The organism is Ochrobactrum sp. PL_is483, assembly GCF_055816855.1.
Window position 1 is genome coordinate 23,057 of sequence record NZ_JBVPGS010000040.1, and the last position, 24,643, is coordinate 47,699.

Below are 24,643 nucleotides of genomic sequence, written 5' to 3' on the forward strand. Positions count from 1 at the left end.
CTTCACGCATTTTCAAAACGGGGTGGCGTCCAGCTCTTGCCGGGGATGGAGGCGAGCAGGCGCTGTGTATATTCATGTTGCGGGTTGGCGAAGACTTGCGCCGTCGGCCCGGTTTCGGCGATCTCGCCCTTCGACATCACGATGACGCGGTCGCAAAGCTGGGCTGCGACGCGCAGATCGTGCGTTACGAAAAGCAGCGACAGGTTCAGCCTTTCGCGCAAATCGGCCAGAAGCCGCAGCACTTGCGCCTGCACTGAAACATCGAGCGCAGAAACCGGTTCGTCGGCCACGATGATGCGCGGCTCAAGCGCCAGTGCGCGGGCGATGCCGATACGCTGGCGCTGCCCGCCCGAGAATTCATGCGGGAAACGGTCGGCGGCAGCGGGCGAGAGCTCGACCAGTTCCAGCAATTCACGTGCCTTCGCGTGGGCTTGTTCTTTCGGCACGCCATGGACGATCGGACCCTGCGCGATCAGGTCCACGATGCGACGGCGCGGATTGAGCGAGGCCATCGGGTCCTGAAAGACCATCTGGATATCCTTGCGCATGGCGCGCACTTCGCGCGGGCTGGCGCTCAGAAAATCGCGGCCATTCACATCGACCTTGCCGCTATCGGCTTCCAGCAGTCGCGTCACGATCCGCGAAACGGTCGTCTTGCCGGAACCACTTTCGCCGACGACGCCGAGCGTTTCGCCCTGGCGCAGTTCGAAGGAAAGGTCCTTCACGGCGGAGACGGCGCTGCGCTTGCCGGTCAGCAAGCCGCCGCGCGCCCTGAAGGTTTTGCGCAAGGCGCTCGCCTTGAGAATGATCGGCTGCGCGTCTCCCGCTGGCTTCGGTTCGGGCGGCGTGAGGGCTGGAACCGAGGCAATCAGCGCCTTTGTATAGGCGTGCTGCGGGTGGTTCAGCACTTCATTTGCCGGGCCTTCCTCGACCAGTTCGCCGAGCCGCAGTACGGCGACGCGGTCGGCGATTTCCGCGACCACGCCGAAGTCGTGCGTGATGAACAGGATGCCGGTATTATGCTCGCGTTGGAGGTCGCGGATCAGCTTCAGGATTTGCGCCTGCGTGGTCACATCGAGCGCGGTGGTCGGCTCGTCGGCGATGATGAGGCGCGGTTTCAGGATCAGCGCCATGGCGATCATGACACGCTGACGCTGGCCGCCGGAAATCTGGTGCGGGTAGGCGTTATAGGCGGATTCCGGGTCAGGAATTTTCACCTCTGCCAGCATGTCGAGAACGGCGGCGCGGCGCTCCTTGCGGCCGAGTTTCGTGTGCAGGCGCAGCACTTCATCGATCTGCCAGCCAACCGTCTTCTGCGGGTTGAGCGCGGTCATCGGCTCCTGAAAAATCATGCCGATGCGGTTGCCGCGCAGCTTCTTCATATCGGCTTCGCTGAGCGAATAAAGATCAGTGCCTTCAAGCCTGATCGTGCCATTGGTCACGCGAACATGCGGTTCCGGCAGAAGACGCATGATCGCGCCTGCCGAAAGCGACTTGCCGGAGCCGCTTTCTCCGACGAGGCAGACGATCTCGCCGGGGTTGATGGTGAGTGAAAGGTCTTGCAAGGCAAAAGGCCGGTCGGCGCCTTTCGGCAGCGCGATTTGCAGGTTTTTGATTTCAAGAACGGGTGCGGCGGTCATTATTTCTTCTGCCTCGGATTAAGCGCGTCGTTCAGGCCCTCGCCAAGCAGGCTGAAGGACAGGACGGTGAGCAGAATGGCGATGCCGGGAATGACCGAGCAGAACCAGTCGGTGCGCAGCACGGCGCGGCCCTGGCCGATCATGTTGCCCCAGCTCGCATAGTTCGGATCGCCGAGGCCGAGGAAGGCGAGCGCGCTTTCCATCAGGATGGACGTGGCCATCACCACGGATGCGAAGACGATCACCGGCGGCAGGGCATTCGGCAGGATTTCGCGGAAGATGATCGAGACATTGCCGACGCCCAGATTGCGCGCTGCGTCGATGAATTCACGCTTGCGCAGCGCCAGAAATTCGGCGCGAACCATGCGCGCAGGCGCGGTCCATGAGACGATGCCTATGCAGATGATGATATTCTCGATGGACGAGCCGAAGATTGCCACCAGCGCCAGAAGCAGCACGAAGCTCGGCACGGTTTGAAAGGCTTCGGTGATGCGCATCAGCACATCATCCACCCAGCCGCCATAGTAGCCCGCGAGTGCACCGATGACGATGCCGATGATGATCGAGATCAGGGTCGCGACCACGCCGATCAGAAGCGAGATACGCGCGCCGTGAAAGATGCCAGCCATGATGTCACGCCCGAGCTGATCGGTGCCGAGCGGCGTGGCCGCATTGAGAAATGGCCAGACAAGCGGATCGCCAGCGCGGCGCAGCGGGTCGCCGGGCGCAATGACATCGGCCAACAGCGCGATCAGAACCACGGCGATGAAAAGGACAAGGCCCAGCACGGCAGCGCGGTTGCGGCTGAAGCGCTGCCACAGAATTTTCGTGCGGGAGACCTGCGGGCGGGTAAGGGAAAGGTCCTGTGAAGTCATGACAGTTCGATCCTGGAATCAAGCCGCGCATAGATGAGATCGGTGATGAAATTCACGATCACCACCAGCACCGAGCACAGGAAGATGATGCCCATCAGCGTGTTGAGGTCGCGCTTGATCACGGATGTATAGGCAAGCTGGCCGAGGCCGGGCAGCGAGAAGATCGTTTCGATCACGACCGAGCCGCCAAGCACGGTAGAAAATTGCAGGCCGAGCAGCGTGACGACAGGCAGGAAGGCGTTGCGCATGATGTGATGAAACATCAGCCTTGCGCCGCTGGCGCCCTTGGCGCGCGCGGTGCGCACATAATCGAGGTCGGCCACTTCCAAAACGCTGGTACGCATCAGGCGCATGTAGAAGGCGAGATAGATAAGCGAAAGCGCCGTTGTCGGCATGACGAGATGGACGGCAATATCCCAGACATTCTTCCAGCCGGTATAAAACCCGCCAAGCGTCTTGTAACCGCCGACCGGCAGCCAGCCGAGCTTGACCGAAAAGATGAACATCAGGATGAGGCTGAGGAAGAAGCTTGGCATGGCGTAGAAGACAAGGCCGAGCGTGGAAATCGCATTATCGGTCAACGAGTAGGCGCGCCGCGCCGCAAAGGCACCGAGCGCGATGCCGAAAATGAAGGCCACCGAAAGCGAGGAAACCATCAGCAGGAGCGTCGGCACGAGGCGGGCTTTCAGAACGTCCAGCACCGGCTGTTCATAGACATAGGACCAGCCGAAATCGAACTGCGCCAGCTTGGTCATGTAAATCCATAGCTGCGTCCAGACCGGCTGGTCGAGGCCATATTCAGTGCGCAGATTGGCGACGAATTGCGGGTCTGCGCCGCCCATGTCGCCGACAAGCGCGTCCACCGTATCGCCGGGGGCAAGCTTGATCAGCAGGAATGACCCGATCATGATCAGGAGAATGACGGGGATGGCCTGCAAGATGCGCCGCAGCGCAAAAGTCAGGATCGGGGGCAGGGGCATTGCGGATTATCCTGCAAGATATTCATTTCGGCATTCATAAAACAGGGGAGCCGCCGCCGGTTGACCGGCAGCGGCTAGGCCTTGCTTATTGGTCGATCCACAGATCATACCAGCTGGAGGAATCCCAGCGCGGCGTGTTGTGGTGGTTCTTCAACACCTTGTTGGTCACGCCGACGAACGGATGTTCGATAGCGAAGATGACCGGTAGGTCCTTCATCTCAAGCTGCTGGATCTGGTGGTAGAGATCGGCGCGCTTGGCCGGATCAAGCTCGGAAGCGGCCTGATCGATCAGGCTGTCCATCTCGTCGGACTTGTAGCCGAACTGGTTGGACCATGCCGTGCCGACCGGAGCGCCGGAGCGCAGCCAAACCGTGGTGGAAACCGCCGGATCGGAGCGGAACTGGTGCCAGCCATTGGCCGTATCGAAGTCGTGATCGCGATAGACGCCGTTGAGGAAACCCGGCGCGTCGTTGGTGAGAATCTGGACGTCGATGCCGACTTCCTTCATCGCCTGAGCGTAATATTCAGCCCAGAGCTGCGTATATTCGCCCCAAGGTGCCGGACGGTGGCGGAGCTTGAAGCGGATGCCATCGGGGCCGGCGGGATAGCCCGCTTCATCGAGAAGTTTCTTCGCCTTTTCAACATCATACGGGTAAGTCTGAACCTGATCCGTATAGTTGGCGCCACCGGTACTGGGGATCGGGCCGCGACCCGGCTTGGCATAGCCGCGCATGATGGTCTTGATCGCGAAGTCGATATCGAGCGCGTGATAGATCGCCTGACGAACCTTCAGATTGGCGAGGATCGGATTGCGCAGGTTGAACTCGATTGTCGAGTGGGCGACATTGTTCTCAAAACCCTTGGTGCCGGTATCGAAGCGGCCATCCTTCTGGAGACGTTCGGTATCCGACATGGAAATGCCGTTGAAGGCTGTTTCCATCATTTCGCCTGCTTCAAGCGCTGCGGCGGCAGCGGCCTTGTCCGGCATGAAACGCCAGATGATGCGGTCGAGATAAGGATATTCCTTGCCGCGCCAGTAATCGTCATTGCGTTCGGCAATAATGTGCTGGCCGCGCTCATATTCAACGAATTTGAACGGTCCCGTGCCGATTGGCGCGGCGTTATACTTGTTCTTCAGAATATCCGTGCCCTCATAAAGATGCTTCGGCACCGGATGGCCGAGATCGGGCATGGCGGCGACGAGCAGTTCGAGCGGCATCGGCTTGGAATAGCGGAACACGGCGGTGTGCGGATCGGTGCAGTCCACGGCTTCCAGATTGGCCTGGAGCGTGGTCGAATAGTTGAGCTGCGTCTTCCAGAAGTTCATCGCGGTATAGGAGACGTCATCGCAGCTGAAAGGCTTGCCGTCATGCCAGCGCACATTCTCGCGCAGCTTGAAGGTGATGGCCTTGCCGTCTTCCGAGGAAGACCAGCTGGTCGCCAGAACCGGCACATATCCTTCATAGGTGCGGTCGATCAGCGGCTCCATGATGCGGCCAGTGATCTGATAGACGCCGGTCGAGGCGCGCAGCGCAGGGTTAAGCACACCCTGCTCGGTATTCATATGGACGATGACAGTGCCGCCGCGCTTCACTTCTTCGGCGTGCGAAGGCGCCGTCGCAAGCGAAAACGCCGCAACAAACAGGCCAAGGCCAGTCTTTCTGATATGCATTCTCTGTTCCCCTGAAGGACGTTGAGGGAGGGCTTTCAAGCCTCTTTTCCCGCAGGTCCCAATATTGTTCAAGCCCCTGAAATTGCTCGAAAAGCTGCTTCAGAAGGTCTTTATTCTACACAAGCACTGGCATGCTAGAATGCGTGACGATATTGTCAAGATAAACTAATATGAAGCACAAATTTAGAAAAATATATCAGCGGTTTCGCGCCAATAAATGTGTATTTTTCTGATGAAGATCGGCGGTAGGCCGGTTTCCCGCAAAATAGCGGGCAAACCGGCGGCGGCGATGAAATTGAAAAGGGAATTTTGCATGTCTCATCCGGTCAAGGGCGTCGATCATATTTTCCTGCTGGTCGATGATCTGGAGAAAAGTGCCGCGCACTATCGCCGTTTCGGTTTTACGCTGAGCCCGCGCGGGCTGCACAGCAAGGAAAAGGGCACCGGCAATTACACCATCATGTTTCCGGAAGATTATTTCGAGCTGCTCGGCATTGTAACCGAGACGCCGGGCAATCTGCACCAGCGCGAGAAACTGGCAGCGCAGGGCGAGGGGCTTCATGCCATCGCCTGCCGGATCGACAATGCGCGAGACGCCAAGGCGGAACTGGGCGCTCTTGGCATCACGACGGGCGAAGTCGGCGCTTTCCAGCGCCCTGTGGAACTGCCGGGCGGCGGCGAGGGTGTCGCGGCTTTTGAAACCGTTTCCTTTGCCGACAGTGAAGTGCCGCAAGGCATGGTGTTCATGTGCCAGCACAAGACCCGCGAGACCGTCTGGCTGCCGGAACTGATCGAGCATCCAAACGGCGCGAACGGCCTTTCCGCCATTATTGCCATTTCGTCCGACCCGCAAACAGCCGCCAAGGGGTTCGCCCGGCTGTTCGCGGATGGGAAAGCTGAGGCACAGGATGGCGGCTGGAAGATGTCAACCGGCCCGCGCTCGGCTGACATATGGGTTGTGACCAACGACCGGGCGGCGGAAATCTATCCCGGTGTCGATTTCAGCAAAACGCCGGGTCAGGCCTTCGCGGTCCTTCGGGTCCGTGTCGCTTCGCTGGACAAGGCGCAGGGCGTTCTTCAAGCCAACGGCGTTTCTTACGTGGCGACACCAGCAGGCATCGCCGTGCTGCCGCAGAATGCCAGCGGCACGCTTCTGGAATTCTCCGAGCGCTGATTGGAGCCGCTTTGCCAAACATGCGCTAAATTAGGCAAAGTTGATCCCAATCAATGACATCCGGCTCCGAATTGGGTTGATGGGGCAGGCGCGTGTTCCATATCGCTTGTGGGATGCGTTGCATTGCCATTCACCAACCACGCAGGAAAGGATGAATCATGTCGGCAAACGGTAAGGTCGCGCTTGTCACAGGCGCAGCACAGGGCATTGGGCGCGGCATCGCATTGCGACTGGCCAAGGACGGTTTCGATATCGCGCTGGTCGACCTGAAGGCCGACAAGCTTGATGCGGTGCGGAAGGAAGTCGAGGCGCTGGGCCGCAAGGCGTCCACTTTTTCCGCCGATGTCAGCAAGCGCGATGATGTCTATGCCGCGATTGACCATGCGGAAAAGACGCTTGGCGGCTTCGATGTCATCGTCAACAATGCCGGTATCGCGCAGGTTCAGCCGATTGCCGACGTGAAGCCGGAAGAGGTGGAGCGGATTTTCCGGATCAATGTCGATGGCGTCCTGTGGGGCATTCAGGCGGCGGCGGCCAAGTTCAAGGCGCGCAAGCAGAAGGGCAAGATCATCAATGCCTCTTCCATTGCTGGCCATGACGGGTTTGCGATGTTGGGCGTCTATTCGGCGACAAAATTCGCGGTGCGCGCGCTGACACAAGCCGCCGCCAAGGAATATGCAAGCGCCGGGATCACGGTCAACGCCTATTGCCCCGGCATTGTCGGCACCGATATGTGGGTCGAGATCGATGAGCGCTTCTCGGAAATCACAGGCGCGCCGAAAGGCGAGACCTACAAGAAATATGTGGACGGCATCGCGCTTGGCCGCGCCCAGACGCCGGACGATGTGGCGGCTCTGGTGTCGTTCCTCTCAAGCCCGGATTCCGACTATATCACCGGTCAGGCCATCCTGACCGACGGCGGTATCGTCTATCGCTGACTGTATCCGTCCCGCGCCTTTCAGGGTGCGGGACGGACTATTTTGTCGCCTGATAATCAGGCTTTCGCCTTCAGCGACTTGAAGATGTTGAAGGCGATCACCACCACAATGCCGATCAGAATGGCGAGCACTGCTTGCAGAAACGACGTTGCGATCCATTCGAAAGCGCCTGAAAACCGGGTGTTTTCGGTCGGCAGGTGGGACACGATGGAATGGATGAAGGCTTCAACGCCGTGCACGCCGATGGAATCCAGCCCGTGAACGATGATGCTGCCGCCGACCCACAGCATGGCGACGGTGCCGACCGTGCTTAGAACCTTCAGCACGATGGGCATGCCCGCGACCAGCCCCTTGCCGAACTGTTTGCCGAAGGCCGTATGGCTGTTGCGCACCAGCGAGACGCCCATATCGTCGAGCTTCACGATGAAGCCAACCACGCCATAAACGGCGAAGGTGATCAGAATGCCCACGCTGGCGAGAATGGCCGCCTGTGTATAAATGCTTGAAGGCCCCAGCCCGGCCAGCGTCAGCGCCATGATTTCCGCCGAGAGGATGAAATCCGTGCGGATCGCACCGTTGACGGTCGTTTCCTCGATCTCCTTGGGCGTCGCGCCCTTGGTCTCCTCATGTTCCTCTTCCTTGTGCGGAATGAAGAACTCCACCAGTTTTTCCGTTCCTTCAAAGGCCAGATAGACGCCGCCGATCATCAAAAGCGGCATGATGAAGGATGGCGCGAAATAGCCGAGGATGAGCGCCAGCGGCAGCAGGAAGATGAGCTTGTTGCGCAGCGATCCCTTGGTGATCTTCCAGATGACCGGCAATTCGCGTTCCGGCTTCAGCCCCACGACATATTTCGGCGTGACGGCGGTGTCGTCGATGACGATGCCTGCCGCCTTGGCGCTGGCCTTTGCCGTCTGTCCTGCAACGTCATCAAGGGAGGCTGCCGCCATTTTCGCAATGGCTGCGACATCATCGAGAAGCGCGAACAAGCCTGACGCCATGGGGAACCTTTCTATATTGCTTTTGCAAGTAGCTAAACTTTGTCGGGGCGCTACGTCCAGATGAAAAATCATCGAGAGTTATTGTCTCTAAAATCGATACAATCTGTGTATGATTGTCAATATTTCAATATGCATTCTGATGGTTATATTGGCAGTAACACAACAGGAGAGATCGCCATGCTTAATCAGATCAAGGGGCTCCATCACGTCACCTCGCTTGCCGCTGATGCGCGTTCCAATAACCGGTTTTTTACCGATGTTCTGGGGCTGCGCCGCGTCAAGAAGACCGTCAATTTCGACGATCCGAGCGTCTATCACCTTTATTATGGCGATGAAGTGGGCACGCCCGGCACCATCATGACCTATTTCCCGTTTCCCGGAATTCCGCGGGGCCGCGAAGGCACCGGCGAGGTAGGGACGACTGTTTTTGCCGTGCCGCAGGGTTCGCTTGGTTTCTGGAAGGACCGCTTTGCGCAGTCCGCTATCAAGGTCGAGTCCGAAGATGAAGCCTTTGGCGAGAAGCGCATCCATTTCCGTGGGCCGGATGGCGACAGTTTTGCCCTGGTGGAAGTGAAGGACGATCCGCGTGCGCCCTGGCTGCATGACGGGATCGATGCCGATCACGCCATTCGCGGCTTTCATTCGGTTTCGATGCGGCTTCGCGACGAAGGCGCTACAGCCGAATTGCTGAACTATATGGGATATCAGAAGCTTGATGCGAAAGATGGCATCACCCGTCTCATCATGCCGGAAGGCAATGGCGCGGGCGTTATCGATCTGGAAACGCTGCCGTCAGTCGGTCGCAACCAGAAAGGTGCCGGTTCCGTGCATCACGTGGCCTTTGCCGTCGATAATCGCGAGAAGCAGCTGGAAGTGCGCAAGGCGCTGATGGATACGGGCTATCATGTGACGCCGGTCATCGACCGCGATTACTTCTGGGCCGTTTATTTCCGCACGCCGGGCGGCGTGCTGTTCGAGGTGGCGACCAGTGAACCCGGTTTCGACCGTGACGAGGATACGGCCCATCTCGGCGAGGCATTGAAGCTGCCGACGCAGCACCAGCATCTGCGCGACTATCTCGAAGAACATCTCGACAAGCTTTGAAACGTCGGGACAGGAGATCGGATATGACCATTCAAACCTATGAGCACCGGCTGAAGGCCGGTGCGAACGGCGCGCCGCTTTTCATCGTGTTTCATGGCACCGGCGGCGATGAGAACCAGTTTTTCGGCCTTGCGGAACAGCTTCTGCCGGAAGCGACCATCGTGTCGCCGCGCGGTGACGTGTCGGAATATGGCGCCGCGCGCTTCTTCCGCCGCACGGGCGAGGGCGTCTACGATATGGAAGACCTTGCCCGCGCCACCGACAAGATGGCCGGGTTCATCGCCGGGCTTGTGGCAGAACACAAGCCGTCGGAAGTGATCGGGCTTGGCTATTCCAATGGGGCCAACATCATGGCGAACCTTCTGATCGAGAAAGGCCGGATCTTTGACAAGGCGGCGCTTCTGCATCCGTTGGTGCCGTTCAGGCCGAAGGACAATCCGGCGCTTGAGGGCGCGAAAATTCTGATGACCGCTGGCCGTATGGACCCCATCTGCCCGCCGGATCAGACGGAAGCGCTCGCGCAATATTTCGAGCGCCAGAAGGCCGATGTCGAGCTTGTCTGGCATCCGGGCGGGCATGAATTGCGCCAGACGGAACTGAGCGCCGTGCAGGCGCTGCTTGGGAAGTAAAGCATTTCCAGCAAAAGTGCGAAGCGGTTTTGCGTAGGATAATGCGTGAAAACAAAGCATTTCCAGCAAAAGTGGGCACCGGTTTTGCGTCTGGAAATGCGTTGGAAAAAAAGCATTTCCAGCAAAAGTGGGCACCGATTTTTGCGTCTGGAAATGTGTTAGAAGAAAAAACCGCCGTTCAGAATTGAGCGGCGGTTTTTTGCGTCGGCCCCTCTTGTAAATATCATTATATAATATACTTAATTGTATATTGATAATGAGGTGCCGTGATGGAAGCGATGTCGGGCGGTGCGCCAGCCCATGAAAACAGAATGACGCGCGCGGAAATGGAGGGGCGGGCAACCGAAGTTGCCGAGCTCCTGAAAACGCTGTCGCATCCGGCGCGGCTGATGCTGGCCTGTACGCTCGCAGAAGGAGAATATTCGGTCGGGGAGCTGGAGGAGGCGCTTGGCATTCACCAGCCGACGCTGTCGCAGCAGCTCGGCGTGTTGCGCGAAGCTGGCATCGTCGAAACCCGCCGCGACGCCAAGCAGATTTTCTACCGCCTGACGGAAGCGCGGGCCGCGCAGCTTATCGAGGCTCTTTACGGCATTTTCTGCACACCGGAGGTCCGATCATGATCGCAACCTATCTGCAATCGCTGGCGGGCGGCATGTTGCTCGGCCTGTCTGCCATTCTGCTTCTCGTCTTCAACGGACGCATTGCCGGCATCAGCGGCATCGTCGGGCGTCTTCTTGGCGGCAAACAGATACCGGTCAATGCGGTCTTTGTGGTCGGCCTCGTTCTCGGACCCGTTATCTATGCGGCGATCTATGGTTCCTTTCCGCCGGTGACGATTGCCATGTCCTGGCCTGTCATTGTCGTGGCAGGGCTTCTGGTCGGCATCGGGACTCGCATGGGATCAGGCTGCACCTCCGGTCATGGCATTCTCGGCATGGCGCGGTTTTCCAAGCGTTCGATAGCCGCAACGCTCACTTTCCTCATAACCGGCATCGTGGTCGCCAGCATTTCAGGAGCATTGCTATGAAACAGTCGGCTTATGCACGTCTCGTCGTGACGCTGTTTGCGGGCGCGATCTTCGGTTTCGGCCTGTCGCTGTCCGGCATGATCGACCCGTCGCGCGTGACGGGCTTCCTGAACGTCACCAGCGGTCATTGGGATCCGAGCCTTGCCTTCGTGCTGGGCGGCGCTCTTCTGGTGGCTATCCCCGGCGTGATGTTCCAGCGGCGCATGGCGCGGCCCGTGCTGGATCAGTCCTTCCATCTGCCGGAAAAGACGGAAATCGACCGGCGGCTGATTGTCGGTTCCGCCATCTTCGGCGCGGGCTGGGGGCTGGCGGGCTTCTGCCCCGGTCCGGTCATCTCCGCGCTATCGATGGGCCTGCCGCAGGTCTGGCTTTTCGTCGCGATGATGGTGGTGGGAATGATTGTCCATGATCGCATCATGGTGAGCTCTTCATAGAGCGCTAGAAGAACAAAGGGAGGCGCTGCGCCCCCCTTTGTCGCCATGTTTAGTAGAGAACGTTCTTGGCTTCAGGCTTGTCGATATTGTCCTTGGTCACGACAACAGCGCCCGTATCAACGAACTTCTCGACCTTTTCCTTGTTCAGCACTTTCAGCAGGGTTTCGATGCCCTTTTCGCCCATCTGGTAGGAACCCTGAACGACGATGGCGTTGAGCGTGCCGTCCTTGACGAATTCCTGCAGGTCCTGATTGCCGTCGAAGCCGATGGCAGTCAGCTTGCCGGACTTGCCTGCCTGCTTGATCGCGCGGCCCATGCCGATGGCGGTCGGTTCGTTGGCGCCGAAGATGCCGACGAGATCACCATTGGCCGCCAGAGCGTCGGTGGTCTGGTTGAGCGCGGTCGCCATCTGCGACTGCGAGTAATAGGGGCCGACGATTTCCAGCTTGGAATTGGCCTTGATGTAATCCACGAAGCCGCCGACGCGGCCGATTTCAGAACCTGCGCCCGCGACATAGGACATGACGGCGATCTTGCCGGTGGTGCCTGCCTTGTCGATCAGGGCTTTCGCCGCGGCTTCGCCAGCCTTGCGGTTATCGGTGGCGAGGAAGGACTGGTAATATTTGTCGCCGCCATCGGCGAGCTGCGAGTCGATGATGACCACCGGAATGCGGGCTTCCCATGCCTTCTTCACGGCAGGCGTCAGCGCGTCCGGATCGGAAGGCGCGAGCAGGATCGCATCCACTTTGCGGTTCACGGCATTTTCCACCATGTTCACCTGATCGGCGATTGCCGATTCAGCCGCCGGACCCTGAAAGGTCATGGTGTGATCCTTGGAATCCTTGATCGCAGCTTCGGCGCCCTTCTGGACGTTCTGCCAGAAGGTCGAGTTCACGGTCTTCACGATCACGGCGATTTCGCCCGCCGAAGCGCCTGCCGCTCCTGCTAGCACAAAGGCCGAAGCCATCAATGCAGACACCAGTTTACGCATGTTTTCCTCCTGTTATCGAGCTCTTGGCTCTACCCTTGCCGGAATGCCCCGCATTCCGTCTCCCCTGTCATCGGCGGTTGCGCATCTGGTCGATCCATACGGTGACCAGAATGACGAGGCCGATGATGATCTGCTGCGTGAAAGCGGAAATGCCGTTCATATTGAGGCCGTTCCGCAGGATGCCGATGACGAACGAGCCGATGAACGTGCCCGAGATCGTGCCGACGCCGCCGATGAGCGACGTGCCGCCGATGACCGCGCTCGCAATGGCGTCAAGCTCATAGGCAACGCCTTCATTGGGCTGTGCGGTGACGAGGCGGGACATGAGAACGCAGCCTGTCAGACCCGCCAGCGTTCCCGAAACGATATAGGTGAAGGCTGTCACGCGGGCGACATTGACGCCGGAAAGCCGCGCTGCCTCGGCATTCGAGCCGATGGCATAGATGTGGCGGCCAAGCACGGTGCGGTTCAAGACGAGCGCGGCCGCAATCGCGATCACGATCATCAGCACCACCGGGTAGGGGATGCCGGGGAAGGTGACGACCGGAAAGCCCTGTTCGTCGATGCTCTCGATGCGGAACAGCGAGCCGTTGCCGAGCACGCCGAAGGATTCGCCAAGGCCGGAAACAGCGCGCGCGCCGGTGATCTGGAGCGCGACGCCGCGCGCGATCAGCATCATGCCAAGCGTGGCGATGAAGGGCGGCAGCTTGAGCCTGGTGATGACGAAGCCGTTGATGAGGCCGCAGAGCGATCCCGTCAATATGCCGAGCAGCATGGCGAGCGGGATCGGCAGCGACAGCTCCTTGACCGCAAGGGCGGCCACCACGCCCGCAAGCGCCAGCACGGAGCCGACCGAAAGATCGATGCCGCCGGTGATGATGACATAGGTCGCGCCGATGCCGAGCAGCGCGATGGATGTCACCTGCAAGGCGATGGTCATCGCATTGTTGACGGTCATGAAGGCGCTGCTGGTGACGGAAAAGATCGCCGCCAGAATGATCAGGCTGCCGACAGCCGCAAATTTCTGGATGATGTCCTTCTGGCGGTCGCTGAGCCCTTTGGATTTTGCCGTCTGCTGGGGCTTGTCGGTGGTGATTTCGGCCATTACTGCGTCCTCATTTGTCCTGCCGGCCCCGACCGGAGGCATAGGTCATGATTTCTTCCTGCGTTGTCGCAGCCGTGTCGAGGACCGCGGTAATGCGCCCCTCGTGAAAGACCGCCACGCGGTCCGAAAGCCCAAGAATTTCCGGCAGTTCCGAGCTGATCAGCACAATGCCGATGCCTCTTGCGGCCAGCTCGTCCATGATCTGGTAGATCGCGAATTTCGCGCCCACATCGATGCCGCGCGTCGGCTCGTCGAAGAACATGATGCGCGGCTCGCGGAACAGCCACTTGCCGATGATAATCTTCTGCTGGTTGCCGCCCGAAAGCAGGCGGACGGGCTGGGCCAGCCCCGGCGTCTTGATGTTGAGAAGATCGACATAGCGCTGGCTTGCCTGCCGGTGGCGCTCGAAATCGATGACGCCATAGGAACTGCTGACGGCTTCCATATTGGCAAGCGTCAGATTGGCGTCGACCGGCATCTTGACGGCCAGTCCCTGCGCCTTGCGGTCTTCCGACAGATAGGCGATGCCTGCCTCGATGGCGTCACGCGGGCTGGCGATCGAAAGTGTTTCGCCTTCAAGCACGATTGTTCCGGCATCATGCGGATCGGCACCGAAGATCGCGCGCGCCACTTCCGTCCGTCCCGCGCCCATCAGCCCGGCAAAGCCGAGGATTTCGCCGCGCCGCAGTTCAAAGCCGATATTCTCGAAGACACCGCCCCGCGTCAGCCCGGCGACGGAGAATATCACTTCCTCCGTCGGCTTTCGCGTCGGTTCGGGAAATTTCTCGTCCAGCGAGCGCCCGACCATTCCGGCCACGATCTCATCGACGGTGACATCGTGGAAATCCTTGGTCCAGACGTAGCGCCCGTCGCGCAAGATGGTGACGCGGTCGACAATCTCCGCCATTTCATCGAGGCGATGCGAGATATAGACAATGCCGGTGCCCTGCGCCTTCAGTTCCCGGATGACCCTGAACAGGAGCTGCGCTTCCTGTTCAGTCAGGGAGGAGGTCGGCTCGTCCATGATGAGGACGGAGGCGTTGAGCGACAGCGCCTTGGCGATCTCGACCATCTGGCACTGGGCGACCGAAAGGTTCAGCACCTGTGTCGACGGGTCGATCTTGACGCCAAGCCGGTCGAGGCAGCGCTGCGCGTCTTCCTTCAGCTTGCGGCGATCCACGAAGAAACCGCGTTTCGGCTCGCGCGCAAGATAGATGTTTTCGGCAACGCTCAAGTGCGGAATGAGGTTCAGTTCCTGATGGATGATGGCGATGCCCGCCGCTTCCGATTCCAGCGTGGAGCCAAAGCGAACCGGCTGGCCGCGATAATGGATCGTCCCGCCATCGGGCTGATAGACGCCGCTGACGATCTTCATCAGGGTCGATTTGCCCGCACCATTTTCACCGCAGACGGCATGAACCTCGCCCGCCCGCAATTCAAAGCTGACGTTCGACAGGGCTTTGACGCCCGGAAATTCCTTGGAAACGGAATCCAGCTTCAGCAATACAGGCGCAGCATCCGCGCGCGCTGACGCTGACGGCAATCCTCCCATCGCGCTTCCTCCTCGCGCAAAGTTTCGTCAACTATCGACAGAAGAAGTAGAAGGCACGCGGTTTCTGGTCAAGCCAATTTTGTGCAGGCAGCAAAAAACTCGTTAGGATGGGGAGGCTCGCCCCTGAATTGCTGCTGTCAGCCCTGATTGGTCTGACCAAACTTCTGTTTCTCTGTTTTACCTGCATTCCGGAACATTTATCGGAAGGACGGCCAAAGGACAGGCTTTCCGCACGGAAACGGGCCGGAAGAAAGCGCGTCATGACTGTAATTCAGGCAGTATCGCAGTATTTTATGCGGGGCGCCTCTGGAAAGAGGGTGCTTTCCTTTCTATTATTAGAGCATTTCCAGCAAAAGTGCGAAGCGGTTTTGCGTAGGATAATGCGTAACAAAAAGGATAGAGCGGTTCTACGAATCCGTTTTAACTGGAACCGCTCTATATTCCGATTATCTGATCCTGAGGGGCAGTTTTGTATTTTGAAATAATTACGGTCGTGCTGTTGACGATCCTCAATGGCGTTCTCGCCATGTCGGAACTGGCAGTAGTTTCCTCCCGCCCGGCACGACTGAGGGTAATGGCTGACAAGGGCAGCCGCGGCGCCCGCATGGCTATTGAGCTTGCCGATAATCCAGGCCGTTTCCTGTCCACCGTGCAAATCGGCATTACGCTGGTCGGCATTCTGTCTGGCGCATTTTCCGGCGCGACGCTGGGCGCCCGCCTGTCGGGCTGGCTTCTGGGGCAGGGCCTTTCGCCAGCCCTTGCCGATGCGCTTGGCGTCGGCTCGGTCGTTGTGGTCATTACCTATCTGTCGCTGATCGTCGGTGAACTCGTGCCGAAGCAGATTGCGCTGCGCGCGCCGGAGGCGGTGGCAAGCCGCGTCGCCCCGACCATGACGCTGTTGTCGAAAATGGCGGCGCCGCTCGTCTGGCTTCTCGATACATCGGGCCGTCTGGTCCTGAAACTGCTCGGCCAGTCGGGCAAGACGAGCGATGGCGTGACCGATGAGGAGATCAAGTCCGTTCTTGCCGAAGCGCACAGCGCCGGTGTGATCGAGACCGAGGAATCCCGCATGATCGCGGGCGTTATGCGCCTCGCAGACCGCACCGCGCGCGGGTTGATGACGCCGCGCATGGACGTCGAAATGGTCGATATAGAAGACAGTTTCGATGAAATCCGCGAGCAGTTGCACACTACCAGCCGCTCACGGCTTCCGGTGCGCGGCGAAGATTCCGATGAGGTGATCGGTGTCCTGCATGTGCGCGATTTTTTCAACCAGCTGTCCTCAAGGGGGAGCGTCGATCTGCGCGAGATCGTCCGGGACGTCCCCGTCGTGTCGGATTTTTCCGATGCGCTGGACGTGGTGGAAGCCATTCGCGGCACGCCGACACATATGGTGCTCGTCTATGACGAATACGGCCATTTTGAAGGCGTGATTACTGCAGGTGACGTGATCGAGGCCATTATCGGCGCCATGCAGGAAGAGGACCATATAGAGGAAAAGGCGATCGTGCGCCGGGCGGATGGTTCCTATCTCGTCTCGGGCTGGATGCCGATTGACGAGTTCTCGGAATTCCTGCGTTTCCAGATCGATGATGAGGCGGAATACAACACCGTTGCCGGGCTGGCGCTTGAGGAACTCAAGCATCTGCCGGATGTGGGCGAGACCTTCGTCAAGAACGGTTGGGTGTTCGAGATTGTCGACCTTGACGGACGCCGCATCGACAAGCTGCTGCTGACGGCGGAAGAACCCGCGACCGAGTAGGCCTGGCTATCAATGCCGGTTTTTGAGAACAGGCAGGATGGGCATGCCGGGTGGTATGCCCCATCCACCGAAGTAATTCTATCGATTGAACCGCTGGACCATTGGCATTTTAGATAAAGTGCATGTTATATTTGGCAGCTGGGGGCAGGTTTTCTGCATTCCTTTCTGGTCGGAAACTCGGGGGCGTCCCGATCGGGAAAAGCTGAACGTGCTCTGGCCGGTGGTTGCGTATCAATGGGGTCGAAAACTGCATATTGGCTTCAACTGGTCAGGTCGGCCTATGGCAGCCACGACAGTCCGATAGCCGACAAAATCCTTGCGGACCAGCTCGGGGAGATTTGCGAGGGCGCGCGCTTCTCAATGCCCATCAGTACGATTCTTTCGGGGCTTATCGTGCTGGTCCAGAGCGCCGCCGGGCATTTCTGGGAATCGATTGTCTGGTTCGCGCTGGTGAATATCGTCAACGCGCTGCGTTTCTTCGAGGCAATTGCCCATACCCGCCGCACGGCACCGATCGGGAATATTGCGGATTTGCAGCGCCAGATCAGGCGGTTCCAGCTTCTTGCCGCCCTGTCCGGCTTTCTGTGGTCCGGCGTCGCTGTGCTCTCCAACGGCTTCACGGACCCGCAATCGCCGGTCTACCTCGTCATACTTGCCGGCATCTGCGCAGGCGCTGTTACCTACGGCTCGTCCTATGCGTCCGTTGCCATCAATTTCATAACGCCGCCGCTTGTCGTGACGGCGGTGTGCCTGGTCGTGCACGCAGACCTGCATAGCGGCGTGATCGTGGTTTCCGTCGTCCTGTTCTGGTGCGGGCTTACACGCGGCGCGCTTCTGGGGCAGAACCGTTTCATCCAGACAAGCAGGCTGAAGCACGAGGCCGAGCAACTCGCTGACGAAATGGCGCTCAAGTCGCAGGAAGACCCATTGACGGGCCTTTTCAACCGGCGCGGGCTGGAAACCTCCATCCGGCTGTTTCCGCCAAGGGACGGTCCCTTCATTGTCATGCTGATCGACCTCGACGGCTTCAAGTCCGTCAATGATACCTATGGTCACAAGGCGGGCGACGATCTCCTCGTTTCCATCGCGCAGCGCATCCGCCAGATTTCGCCCGAACGGTCCATTCTGGCGCGCATTGGCGGCGACGAATTCGTACTCGCATATCCCGAGCCGTCGGCGACTATCGAGGCGGGGCTGGTTGCGGCGCGCATCATTGGCAGCCTGAGCGCCCATTATGAGGGCATCCTGTCGGTCGAGATCGGCGCCTGCGTCGGCATCTGCCGGCTGGAGCAGCTCGACCCGGTGGAAATGCTGCTGCGCGCCGATTTTGCGCTTTATGCGGCCAAGAAACGAGGCCGCAACGAATATTACTTTTTCGAAAAACGCCTGCAACATGAATGGGAACGCAAGCAGAGCATCGAGCGTGATCTGCGCATCGCCATCGAGACCGGGCAGATACAGACCTTTTTCCAGCCGGTGGTGGAGCTATCCAGCGGGAACATGGTGGGCTTCGAGGCCTTGCTGCGCTGGGATCATCCGCAGCACGGCACAATCGCCCCGCCGGAAATTATCGATGTTGCCTGTGAGGTGGGCGTGGTGCGGCAGCTCACGCATAATGTGTTCTTCAATTGCTGCGAGATGATCGACAAGCTCATGGAAAGCGGCCGCAGCGATTTGACGGTCGCCATGAACCTGTCGCCGCGCGAACTGTCCGGAGGGCGCATTCCGCACGAAATCCTGTCCCAGATGGAAAAGCGCAAACTGCTGGTCTCCATGCTGGAAATCGAGATTACCGAGGAGGCCCCCATCGACCAGCGCGGAATGAATGACAGCCTGAGCGCGCTGGCGAATGCCGGTGTTTCCATCGCGCTCGATGATTTCGGTACCGGATTTGCCACCTTTGCTTCCTTGAAGAAGGGCCTTGTCACCAAGATCAAGATTGATCAGGTGTTCGTGCGCGGTATCGCGGGATCGGAGGGCGACCAGCACATCGTGCGGGCGATGGTTGCCCTGGCCGACGCCCTCGGCGTCAAGGTCACGGCTGAAGGGATCGAGACAGAAGACGATCGCAATATGCTGCGCAGCCTCGGCTGCGGCAGCGGGCAGGGGTTCCTGTTCGCCCCCGCCTTGCCGATGGGCATGGCTCTGGATGCGCTTGGCCGGTCCGGCGCGCGGCTTGACCAGGCTTTACGATAAAGCTTTAACTTTCGCGCGTTCTTCCTCAACCGGCTCTCGCTTGCAGGAGCCTAGGGGCAGGGAGAGAAAACGCTGAATCTGTCCGGAGGGAGGAAACTTATGGCAGGCGACGACGATGCTTCGAAGCTGATTGACGGGCGCATTGCGGAACTTGGCGACTGGCGCAGCGAAACGCTTGCCAGAATGCGTGCGCTGATAAAGCGGGCTGATCCGGATGTCATCGAGGAATGGAAATGGCGCGGCGTCCCGGTCTGGTCGCATGACGGCATCATCTGCACCGGCGAGACTTACAAGAAGGTCGTGAAGCTGACTTTCGCCAATGGCGCGGCGCTCGACGATCCGGCTCATATATTCAATGCCAGCCTTGAAGGCAATATGCGCCGGGCGATCGATATAGGCGAGGGCGAAACGATCGACGACGGCGCTTTCGTCGCGCTCGTTCGCGCTGCCATAGCGCATAATCAGGCCAAAAAGGCGCGAAAAAAATCCGGACGCGGCTGACCGGATTTATCAAAACCTGTGAGAAATTTGCAAAATATGCCAATTTCTTTCAGGTTTTTATGCAATGTAGCCCAGTATTTTTCCGCATTTTTATTTCTATTTTATTAGTATCAACTAATATAAATAATAATGGTTTCATTTATTGATTTGAAATTCCTTTTTCCTATCGTATAGGTTCAAAGAATATTTGTCATCCGGTCTATGATATTTGGATGAGTGGGTAAGAGAGGAATATTCGGATGTGTATTGCCTGTAATCCCGGCATGGTGGCTTATCTGCGGTCCACGGCGTCAAGGCGCGATTTTCTCAAATATCTCGGTGCCGCCGCCGCGACGTCGGCCTTCGCCTGTTCTTCGCCGGGCATGGCGTTTGCGCAGCAGGCCGCGACACCCGCAGGCGATATCATCTTCAAGGGCGGAACGATCATCACGATGAACGATCAGGCGCCGCGTGCCGAAGCGATCGCCATCCGCGGCAACAAGATACTGACCGTGGGCAAGCTGGATGACGTGCAGTCCGCCATCGGCTCCGGGGCGCAGGTGGTGGACCTTCAGGGCCGCACCCTGATGCCGGGCCTGATCGATCCGCATATGCATTTCGTGTTCACGGCCTTTGAGGACTGGATCGACGTCAGCCCGATCACGACGCCGGATTACGCGACCGTCTGGTCAAAGCTCCAGAAGGGTGTTGCCGACGCCAAGCCGGGCGAATGGGTGCGCGCGCAGCAGTTCGACGCCAGCATCACCCGCGACGCCAAAATTCCGACGCTGGCCGAATTGGACGCTCTCGCTCCCAACAATCCGTTCTTCATGCAGGAAAGCAACGGTCATATAGCCTATGCCAACAGCGCTGCTTTCAAGGCTGCAGGCATCACGCGGGATACGCCCGATCCATCGGGCGCGCGCTTTGTGAAGGACGCCAGCGGCAACCTGTCCGGGCGTCTTGAAGAAATGGCGGCGCAGCAGGTGTTCCTCGGCGCCATGCCTTCGCCGACGGCTGCGGACATGGTCGGCCGTGTTCGACGTTTTGTGGATCATGCAAGTTCCGTCGGCTGCACCATGCTGCACGATTGCGGCATCGGCATCATGGCAGGCGCACAGGACCTGAAAATCCTCGATGCGGCTCTGGGCGACGGCAAGGCTCCGGTGCGCTATCGCGGCATGCTCGTGTCGACGATCATGGACGAATGGGAAAAGGAAGGAATCAAGCCGGGTCGCGGCAACGACCTTTTCCGCGTCGATGGCATCAAGGCCTGGGCCGACGGGTCCAATCAGGCGCGGACCGGCTATCAGCGCGAGAATTACCTCGGCACCGACGCGCGCGGCGCTTTGAACTACAGCCTTGAACAGGTGACGGATGTCATCCGCCGGGCGCATGAAGGCGGCTGGCAGGTTGGCGTTCACGCCAATGGCGACGCAGCCATCGACATGGTTCTGGATGCCTATGAGGCCGTTCTCGGAAAAAACTCGAACAGCGATCTTCGTCATCGCATCGAGCATTGCAGCGTCTTCCACCCTGAACAGATGGTCCGCATGAAGGAGATGGGGCTGTCGCCATCCTTCCTGATCGGCCATGTGCACTGGTGGGGCAAGGCGTTCCGCGACCGTCTTCTGGGGCCGGATCGTGCCCGCTTCTATGACCCATGCGCTTCGGCACTCGCGGCGGGCCTCAAGATTTCGCTCCATTCCGACTGGAACGTGACGCCAATTGAACCGCTGCGCTATGTCGAAAACGCGGTCACCCGCGTCATGAACGAAGGCGGCGATGTGTTCTTCCCGGAAGAATGTATCCCGGTGGATGCAGCGCTGCGCGCCGTCACCATCGATGCGGCCTGGCAGTGCCATATGGAAGACCAGATCGGTTCGCTGGAAACCGGAAAGTTCGCCGACTTCGCCATTCTGGAAGAAGATCCAACTGCACCGGGTGTGAAGATCGGCAAGATCAAGGTCAGCGAAACCTGGATGGACGGCACCAAGCGTTACGCTGCCTGACGAACTTTAGAGCATAATCCGACCGGAGTGAAACGAGGATCGATAAGATTATGCTTGAAATAGAAGAAGTTACAGCGCCGATCTGATCCAATCAGATCGGCGCTCTAACGCAGCGGCAGCTGGCTTGGAGCATTTCCAGCAAAAGTGGAAACCGGTTTTGCGGCTGGAAATGCCTAGAAACAAATAGATAGAGCGGTTCCAGCAAGCCGGAACCGCTCGAGCGCTGACGCGGCGCCATCAAATCATACCGACCGGGTCAGGCCGCCATCCACGCGCAGGTTCTGGCCCGTAATGTAGGCGGCGCCATCCGATGCGAGGAAGGCGATCGTCGCGGCGATTTCCTCGCTCTTGCCATAGCGCTGCATCGGAACGCTTGCGCGGCGCTCTTCCACCTTCAGCAGGCTGTCGATCCAGCCCGGAAGAACATTGTTCATGCGGATATTGTCGGCAGCATAGGTGTCGGCGAAAACCTTGGTGAAAGAGGCGAGACCGGCGCGGAACACCGCCGAAGTCGGGAACATGGCGCTTGGTTCGAAGGCCCATGCGGTCGAGATATTGATGATGACGCCGGATTTCTGCTTCTGCATTGTCGGCACCACGAGACGGGACGGCCGCACCGCATTGAGGAAATAGGTGTCCATCCCCTTGTGCCAGTCCTCATCGGTGATGTCGAGGATTGGCGCGCGCGGACCGTGGCCTGCGCTGTTGACCAGCACGTCGATACGGCCCCATTTTCCCAGAACCTCATCCACCAGACGCTTCAGATCGTCATTCGACTGGTTTGAGCCGGTAACGCCGATGCCGCCCAGTTCCTGCGCCAGCGCTTCGCCCTTGCCGGAGGATGAAAGGATTGCGACCTTGAAGCCGTCCTGCGCCAGCCTGCGTGCGGCGGCTGCGCCCATGCCGCTTCCGCCAGCCGTCACAATCGCTACTTTTTCTACTGTCATGATGTTTTCCTTTCCGGGAAAGGTTGCCCGAGACGGCAACCGCCAACAATCATTCCTTCCATTTATAACGGAGAACCATTGTCCTGACGAACGAAAATGCGTAACATCAGGCAATAGAAAATCTATCGGTTTTGGTTCATGAAAAGACTTCCCTCGCTCAACGGTCTGCGTGTGTTCGAAGTCGTCACGCGGCATCTGAACTTCCGTCTGGCGGCGGAGGAACTTGGCGTGACGCAGGCGGCGGTGGCCCAGCAGATACGCGGCCTTGAGGCGGAGCTTGGGCTGATACTCTTTGAGCGCCAGCCGCGCACGCTGGTCATGACCGAACCGGCCCGTTCTTATATCGCCAGTGTGCGGCGGGCGTTTGACCTGCTTTCGGAAGCGACCGAAATGCTGCGCCCCGAGCCGCAGCACCTGACTGTCAGCGTGACGCCGACCTTCGCCTCGAAATGGCTGATCCCGCGATTGGCCGAATTTACGCAAGCGCATCCCGATATAGAATTGCGCATTGTCGCCAGCGACAAGGTCGCCAATTTCCAGACCGATGCCGTCGATCTCGCGGTGCGCTATGGCGAGCCGCCATTCGGTCCGGGGCTGAATGCGGAGCTGCTTTTCGAGCATGTGATTGTCGCCATCGCAAGCCCGGTGCTGGTCGAGAGGCTGGGTGATCCGGGCCTGCCGGAAAATCTGGAGCGCTATCCGCTGCTGCACGATGCGCATAATTTCTGGCCGCGATATCTGGAAAAGGCTTTTCCCGGCGGTATGTCGGCTTCGCCGAAAAACACCCGCTTCAACCAGACTTCGCTTGCCATCGATGCGGCAATTGCCGGGCACGGGCTGGCGCTGGCAAGCCGCTTTTTCGTGGAAAAGGATATTGCGGCGGGCAGTCTCGTGCAGGCGCTGGCCACCGAATTGCGGGTCGGCGCGGACTTCTATGCGGTTTCACTGCGAAAGCCACGCCATCCGCAATCCGTGGAGGCGGTGAAGGATTGGCTGAAAAGCGCATCCCGAAAAGTGTGAAACGGTTTTCGGATGAGATGCGCGTCGATACAAACAAGGCGCATCCCGAAAAGTGTGAAACGGTTTTCGGATGAGATGCGCGTCGATACAAACAAAGCGCATCCCGAAAAGTGTGAAACGGTTTTCGGACAAGATGCGCGCAGAAATAAAGCGCATCCCGAGAAGTGTGAAGCATCAGGTTGATGGTTCGGGCACTTCCAGCCGGGTTTTCTGGCTGCGTGTCGGTATGGTGATGCAGACAAGGCAGGCCACAACCAGAACCACGCCGAGCCAGCCGGTGGCGGAGAGCCTTTCACCCACGATCACTGCCGCGAAAAACGCGGCCACCACCGGCTCGAACAGCGTCAGCGTGGTAGCGACGCTCGTTTCGACCCGGCTCAACCCATAGCCGAAACACACATAGCCGAGAAACATTGTCACGAAGGCCATATAGAGCCCCACCGCAGCATTGTTCCACGAGGCGAGAAACGGTCCGCCGGTGGCGATCAGAATCGGCATGAGCAACAGTCCGCCAACGCCGAATATAGCTCCCATGGCGGTGGTCGAGGCCATGCCGCCCTGCATCAGCTGGCGCGCGCATGAGGAATAGACGGCATAGGTAAGGCCCGCCACAAGGCCAAGCAGCGAGCCGGTCAGGGTGGCGCTTCCGGTGGCATGGGCGCCGCCGTCCTCCGACAGGCTGAGCATCATCATGCCGATAATGCCGATGATTGCTCCCGCCAGCCAGCGTAGCGATGGGCGAAAGCCGCTTTGCCTGTATTCGACAGCCGCCGAAAGGAGCGGGGCGGAACCGAGCGAAATGACCGTTCCGATGGTCACGCCTGCAAGCCGCATCGACGCATAAAAGGCGAGCGGATAAAGGGCGACGCAGATTGCTCCCAGCATCAGCCCGCGCCATTGATGGGCGAGCGCCTTTCGCGATGCGATGATGCCGCGCCAGGCGATTGCCGCCTGCGCCAGCCCGCCAAGTCCCATGGCGGCGGCGCCGATTGCGACCGCGCTGACTTCCGGCGCGAAGGTCGCTGCCGTTCCGGTCGTGCCCCAGATCGTGGACGCGACGAGGATAGCTGCCACGCCCAGAAAATAGTCCCTTGATGATTGCAT

At 59.1% G+C, this 24,643-nt stretch carries 23 protein-coding genes; 13 read left to right on the forward strand and 10 right to left on the reverse strand.

Features of this window, described 5'->3' with window-relative positions; translation table 11 throughout:
• Positions 1–2 precede the first annotated feature (2 nt).
• The 4 genes from AC0TNJ_RS18345 to AC0TNJ_RS18360 form a co-directional block, all read right to left on the reverse strand.
• Entirely contained in the window at positions 3–1,640 is a 1,638-nt protein-coding gene (locus tag AC0TNJ_RS18345) for an ABC transporter ATP-binding protein (protein ID WP_473771951.1), read from the reverse strand.
• Entirely contained in the window at positions 1,640–2,515 is an 876-nt protein-coding gene (locus AC0TNJ_RS18350) for an ABC transporter permease (protein WP_473771952.1), read from the reverse strand. The genes AC0TNJ_RS18345 and AC0TNJ_RS18350 overlap by 1 nt, the downstream gene beginning before the upstream one ends.
• The gene (locus AC0TNJ_RS18355) at positions 2,512–3,495 is read right to left on the reverse strand and encodes an ABC transporter permease (RefSeq protein WP_473771953.1); all 984 of its coding nucleotides are present in this window, start codon (positions 3,493–3,495) and stop codon (positions 2,512–2,514) included. Before AC0TNJ_RS18355 ends, AC0TNJ_RS18350 begins: the two co-directional genes overlap by 4 nt.
• 85 nt (positions 3,496–3,580) lie before the next feature.
• On the reverse strand, positions 3,581–5,167 hold the full coding sequence (locus AC0TNJ_RS18360; RefSeq protein WP_122002547.1) for an ABC transporter substrate-binding protein: 1,587 nt from the start codon (positions 5,165–5,167) through the stop codon (positions 3,581–3,583).
• A 313-nt stretch (positions 5,168–5,480) separates the two neighbouring features.
• Between AC0TNJ_RS18360 and AC0TNJ_RS18365 the strand changes: the two genes are divergently transcribed.
• Together AC0TNJ_RS18365 and AC0TNJ_RS18370 are read left to right on the forward strand one after the other, a co-directional pair.
• Positions 5,481–6,341, forward strand: a complete 861-nt coding sequence (locus AC0TNJ_RS18365; protein ID WP_473771954.1) for a VOC family protein — start codon at positions 5,481–5,483, stop codon at positions 6,339–6,341.
• Positions 6,342–6,499: 158 nt separating this feature from the next.
• Positions 6,500–7,279 (forward strand): acetoin reductase, encoded by a 780-nt coding sequence (locus AC0TNJ_RS18370; protein WP_122002545.1) that lies wholly within the window; start codon positions 6,500–6,502, stop codon positions 7,277–7,279.
• Between the two features lie 56 nt (positions 7,280–7,335).
• Here AC0TNJ_RS18370 and AC0TNJ_RS18375 read toward each other — a convergent pair whose 3' ends face one another.
• Positions 7,336–8,280, reverse strand: coding sequence for a DUF808 domain-containing protein (locus AC0TNJ_RS18375; protein WP_473771955.1), 945 nt, complete (start codon positions 8,278–8,280; stop codon positions 7,336–7,338).
• 177 nt (positions 8,281–8,457) lie between these two features.
• Between AC0TNJ_RS18375 and AC0TNJ_RS18380 the strand changes: the two genes are divergently transcribed.
• From AC0TNJ_RS18380 to AC0TNJ_RS18405, 6 genes are all read left to right on the forward strand, one after another.
• On the forward strand, positions 8,458–9,384 hold the full coding sequence (locus tag AC0TNJ_RS18380; protein WP_473771956.1) for a VOC family protein: 927 nt from the start codon (positions 8,458–8,460) through the stop codon (positions 9,382–9,384).
• 23 nt (positions 9,385–9,407) lie between these two features.
• A complete protein-coding gene (locus tag AC0TNJ_RS18385) occupies positions 9,408–10,013 on the forward strand; it encodes an alpha/beta hydrolase (RefSeq protein ID WP_473771957.1) in 606 nt (201 codons plus the stop codon).
• A gap of 41 nt (positions 10,014–10,054) precedes the next feature.
• The gene (locus AC0TNJ_RS18390) at positions 10,055–10,201 is read left to right on the forward strand and encodes a hypothetical protein (protein ID WP_473771958.1); all 147 of its coding nucleotides are present in this window, start codon (positions 10,055–10,057) and stop codon (positions 10,199–10,201) included.
• 81 nt (positions 10,202–10,282) lie between these two features.
• Positions 10,283–10,633, forward strand: a complete 351-nt coding sequence (gene bigR / locus AC0TNJ_RS18395; protein ID WP_473771959.1) for a sulfite-sensing transcriptional repressor BigR — start codon at positions 10,283–10,285, stop codon at positions 10,631–10,633.
• Positions 10,630–11,040 (forward strand): YeeE/YedE family protein, encoded by a 411-nt coding sequence (locus AC0TNJ_RS18400; RefSeq protein WP_473771960.1) that lies wholly within the window; start codon positions 10,630–10,632, stop codon positions 11,038–11,040. Before bigR ends, AC0TNJ_RS18400 begins: the two co-directional genes overlap by 4 nt.
• A complete protein-coding gene (locus tag AC0TNJ_RS18405) occupies positions 11,037–11,474 on the forward strand; it encodes a DUF6691 family protein (protein ID WP_473771961.1) in 438 nt (145 codons plus the stop codon). The genes AC0TNJ_RS18400 and AC0TNJ_RS18405 overlap by 4 nt, the downstream gene beginning before the upstream one ends.
• Positions 11,475–11,523: 49 nt before the next feature.
• Here AC0TNJ_RS18405 and AC0TNJ_RS18410 read toward each other — a convergent pair whose 3' ends face one another.
• The 3 genes from AC0TNJ_RS18410 to AC0TNJ_RS18420 all read right to left on the reverse strand — a co-directional run bounded on the left by AC0TNJ_RS18410 (position 11,524) and on the right by AC0TNJ_RS18420 (position 15,122).
• A complete protein-coding gene (locus AC0TNJ_RS18410; RefSeq protein ID WP_122002538.1) occupies positions 11,524–12,465 on the reverse strand; it encodes an ABC transporter substrate-binding protein in 942 nt (313 codons plus the stop codon).
• A 67-nt stretch (positions 12,466–12,532) separates the two neighbouring features.
• On the reverse strand, positions 12,533–13,570 hold the full coding sequence (locus AC0TNJ_RS18415) for an ABC transporter permease (RefSeq protein WP_063620495.1): 1,038 nt from the start codon (positions 13,568–13,570) through the stop codon (positions 12,533–12,535).
• A 10-nt stretch (positions 13,571–13,580) separates the two neighbouring features.
• Positions 13,581–15,122, reverse strand: a complete 1,542-nt coding sequence (locus AC0TNJ_RS18420; RefSeq protein ID WP_473771962.1) for a sugar ABC transporter ATP-binding protein — start codon at positions 15,120–15,122, stop codon at positions 13,581–13,583.
• A gap of 469 nt (positions 15,123–15,591) precedes the next feature.
• Here AC0TNJ_RS18420 and AC0TNJ_RS18425 point away from each other — a divergent pair, with 469 nt between their 5' ends.
• From AC0TNJ_RS18425 to AC0TNJ_RS18440, 4 genes are all read left to right on the forward strand, one after another.
• A complete protein-coding gene (locus tag AC0TNJ_RS18425) occupies positions 15,592–16,884 on the forward strand; it encodes a hemolysin family protein (protein WP_473769245.1) in 1,293 nt (430 codons plus the stop codon).
• Between the two features lie 360 nt (positions 16,885–17,244).
• Positions 17,245–19,080, forward strand: coding sequence for a putative bifunctional diguanylate cyclase/phosphodiesterase (locus AC0TNJ_RS18430; protein ID WP_473771963.1), 1,836 nt, complete (start codon positions 17,245–17,247; stop codon positions 19,078–19,080).
• A 99-nt stretch (positions 19,081–19,179) separates the two neighbouring features.
• Positions 19,180–19,581 (forward strand): DUF1801 domain-containing protein, encoded by a 402-nt coding sequence (locus AC0TNJ_RS18435; RefSeq protein ID WP_473771964.1) that lies wholly within the window; start codon positions 19,180–19,182, stop codon positions 19,579–19,581.
• Between the two features lie 239 nt (positions 19,582–19,820).
• A complete protein-coding gene (locus AC0TNJ_RS18440; RefSeq protein WP_473771965.1) occupies positions 19,821–21,572 on the forward strand; it encodes an amidohydrolase in 1,752 nt (583 codons plus the stop codon).
• A gap of 242 nt (positions 21,573–21,814) precedes the next feature.
• On the opposite strand, the gene AC0TNJ_RS18445 is transcribed toward AC0TNJ_RS18440, so the two are convergent.
• Positions 21,815–22,519, reverse strand: a complete 705-nt coding sequence (locus tag AC0TNJ_RS18445) for an SDR family oxidoreductase (RefSeq protein ID WP_473771966.1) — start codon at positions 22,517–22,519, stop codon at positions 21,815–21,817.
• Between the two features lie 138 nt (positions 22,520–22,657).
• Between AC0TNJ_RS18445 and AC0TNJ_RS18450 the strand changes: the two genes are divergently transcribed.
• Entirely contained in the window at positions 22,658–23,539 is an 882-nt protein-coding gene (locus AC0TNJ_RS18450; protein ID WP_473771967.1) for a LysR substrate-binding domain-containing protein, read from the forward strand.
• Positions 23,540–23,713: 174 nt separating this feature from the next.
• Here AC0TNJ_RS18450 and AC0TNJ_RS18455 read toward each other — a convergent pair whose 3' ends face one another.
• Positions 23,714–24,643, reverse strand: coding sequence for a DMT family transporter (locus AC0TNJ_RS18455; RefSeq protein WP_473771968.1), 930 nt, complete (start codon positions 24,641–24,643; stop codon positions 23,714–23,716).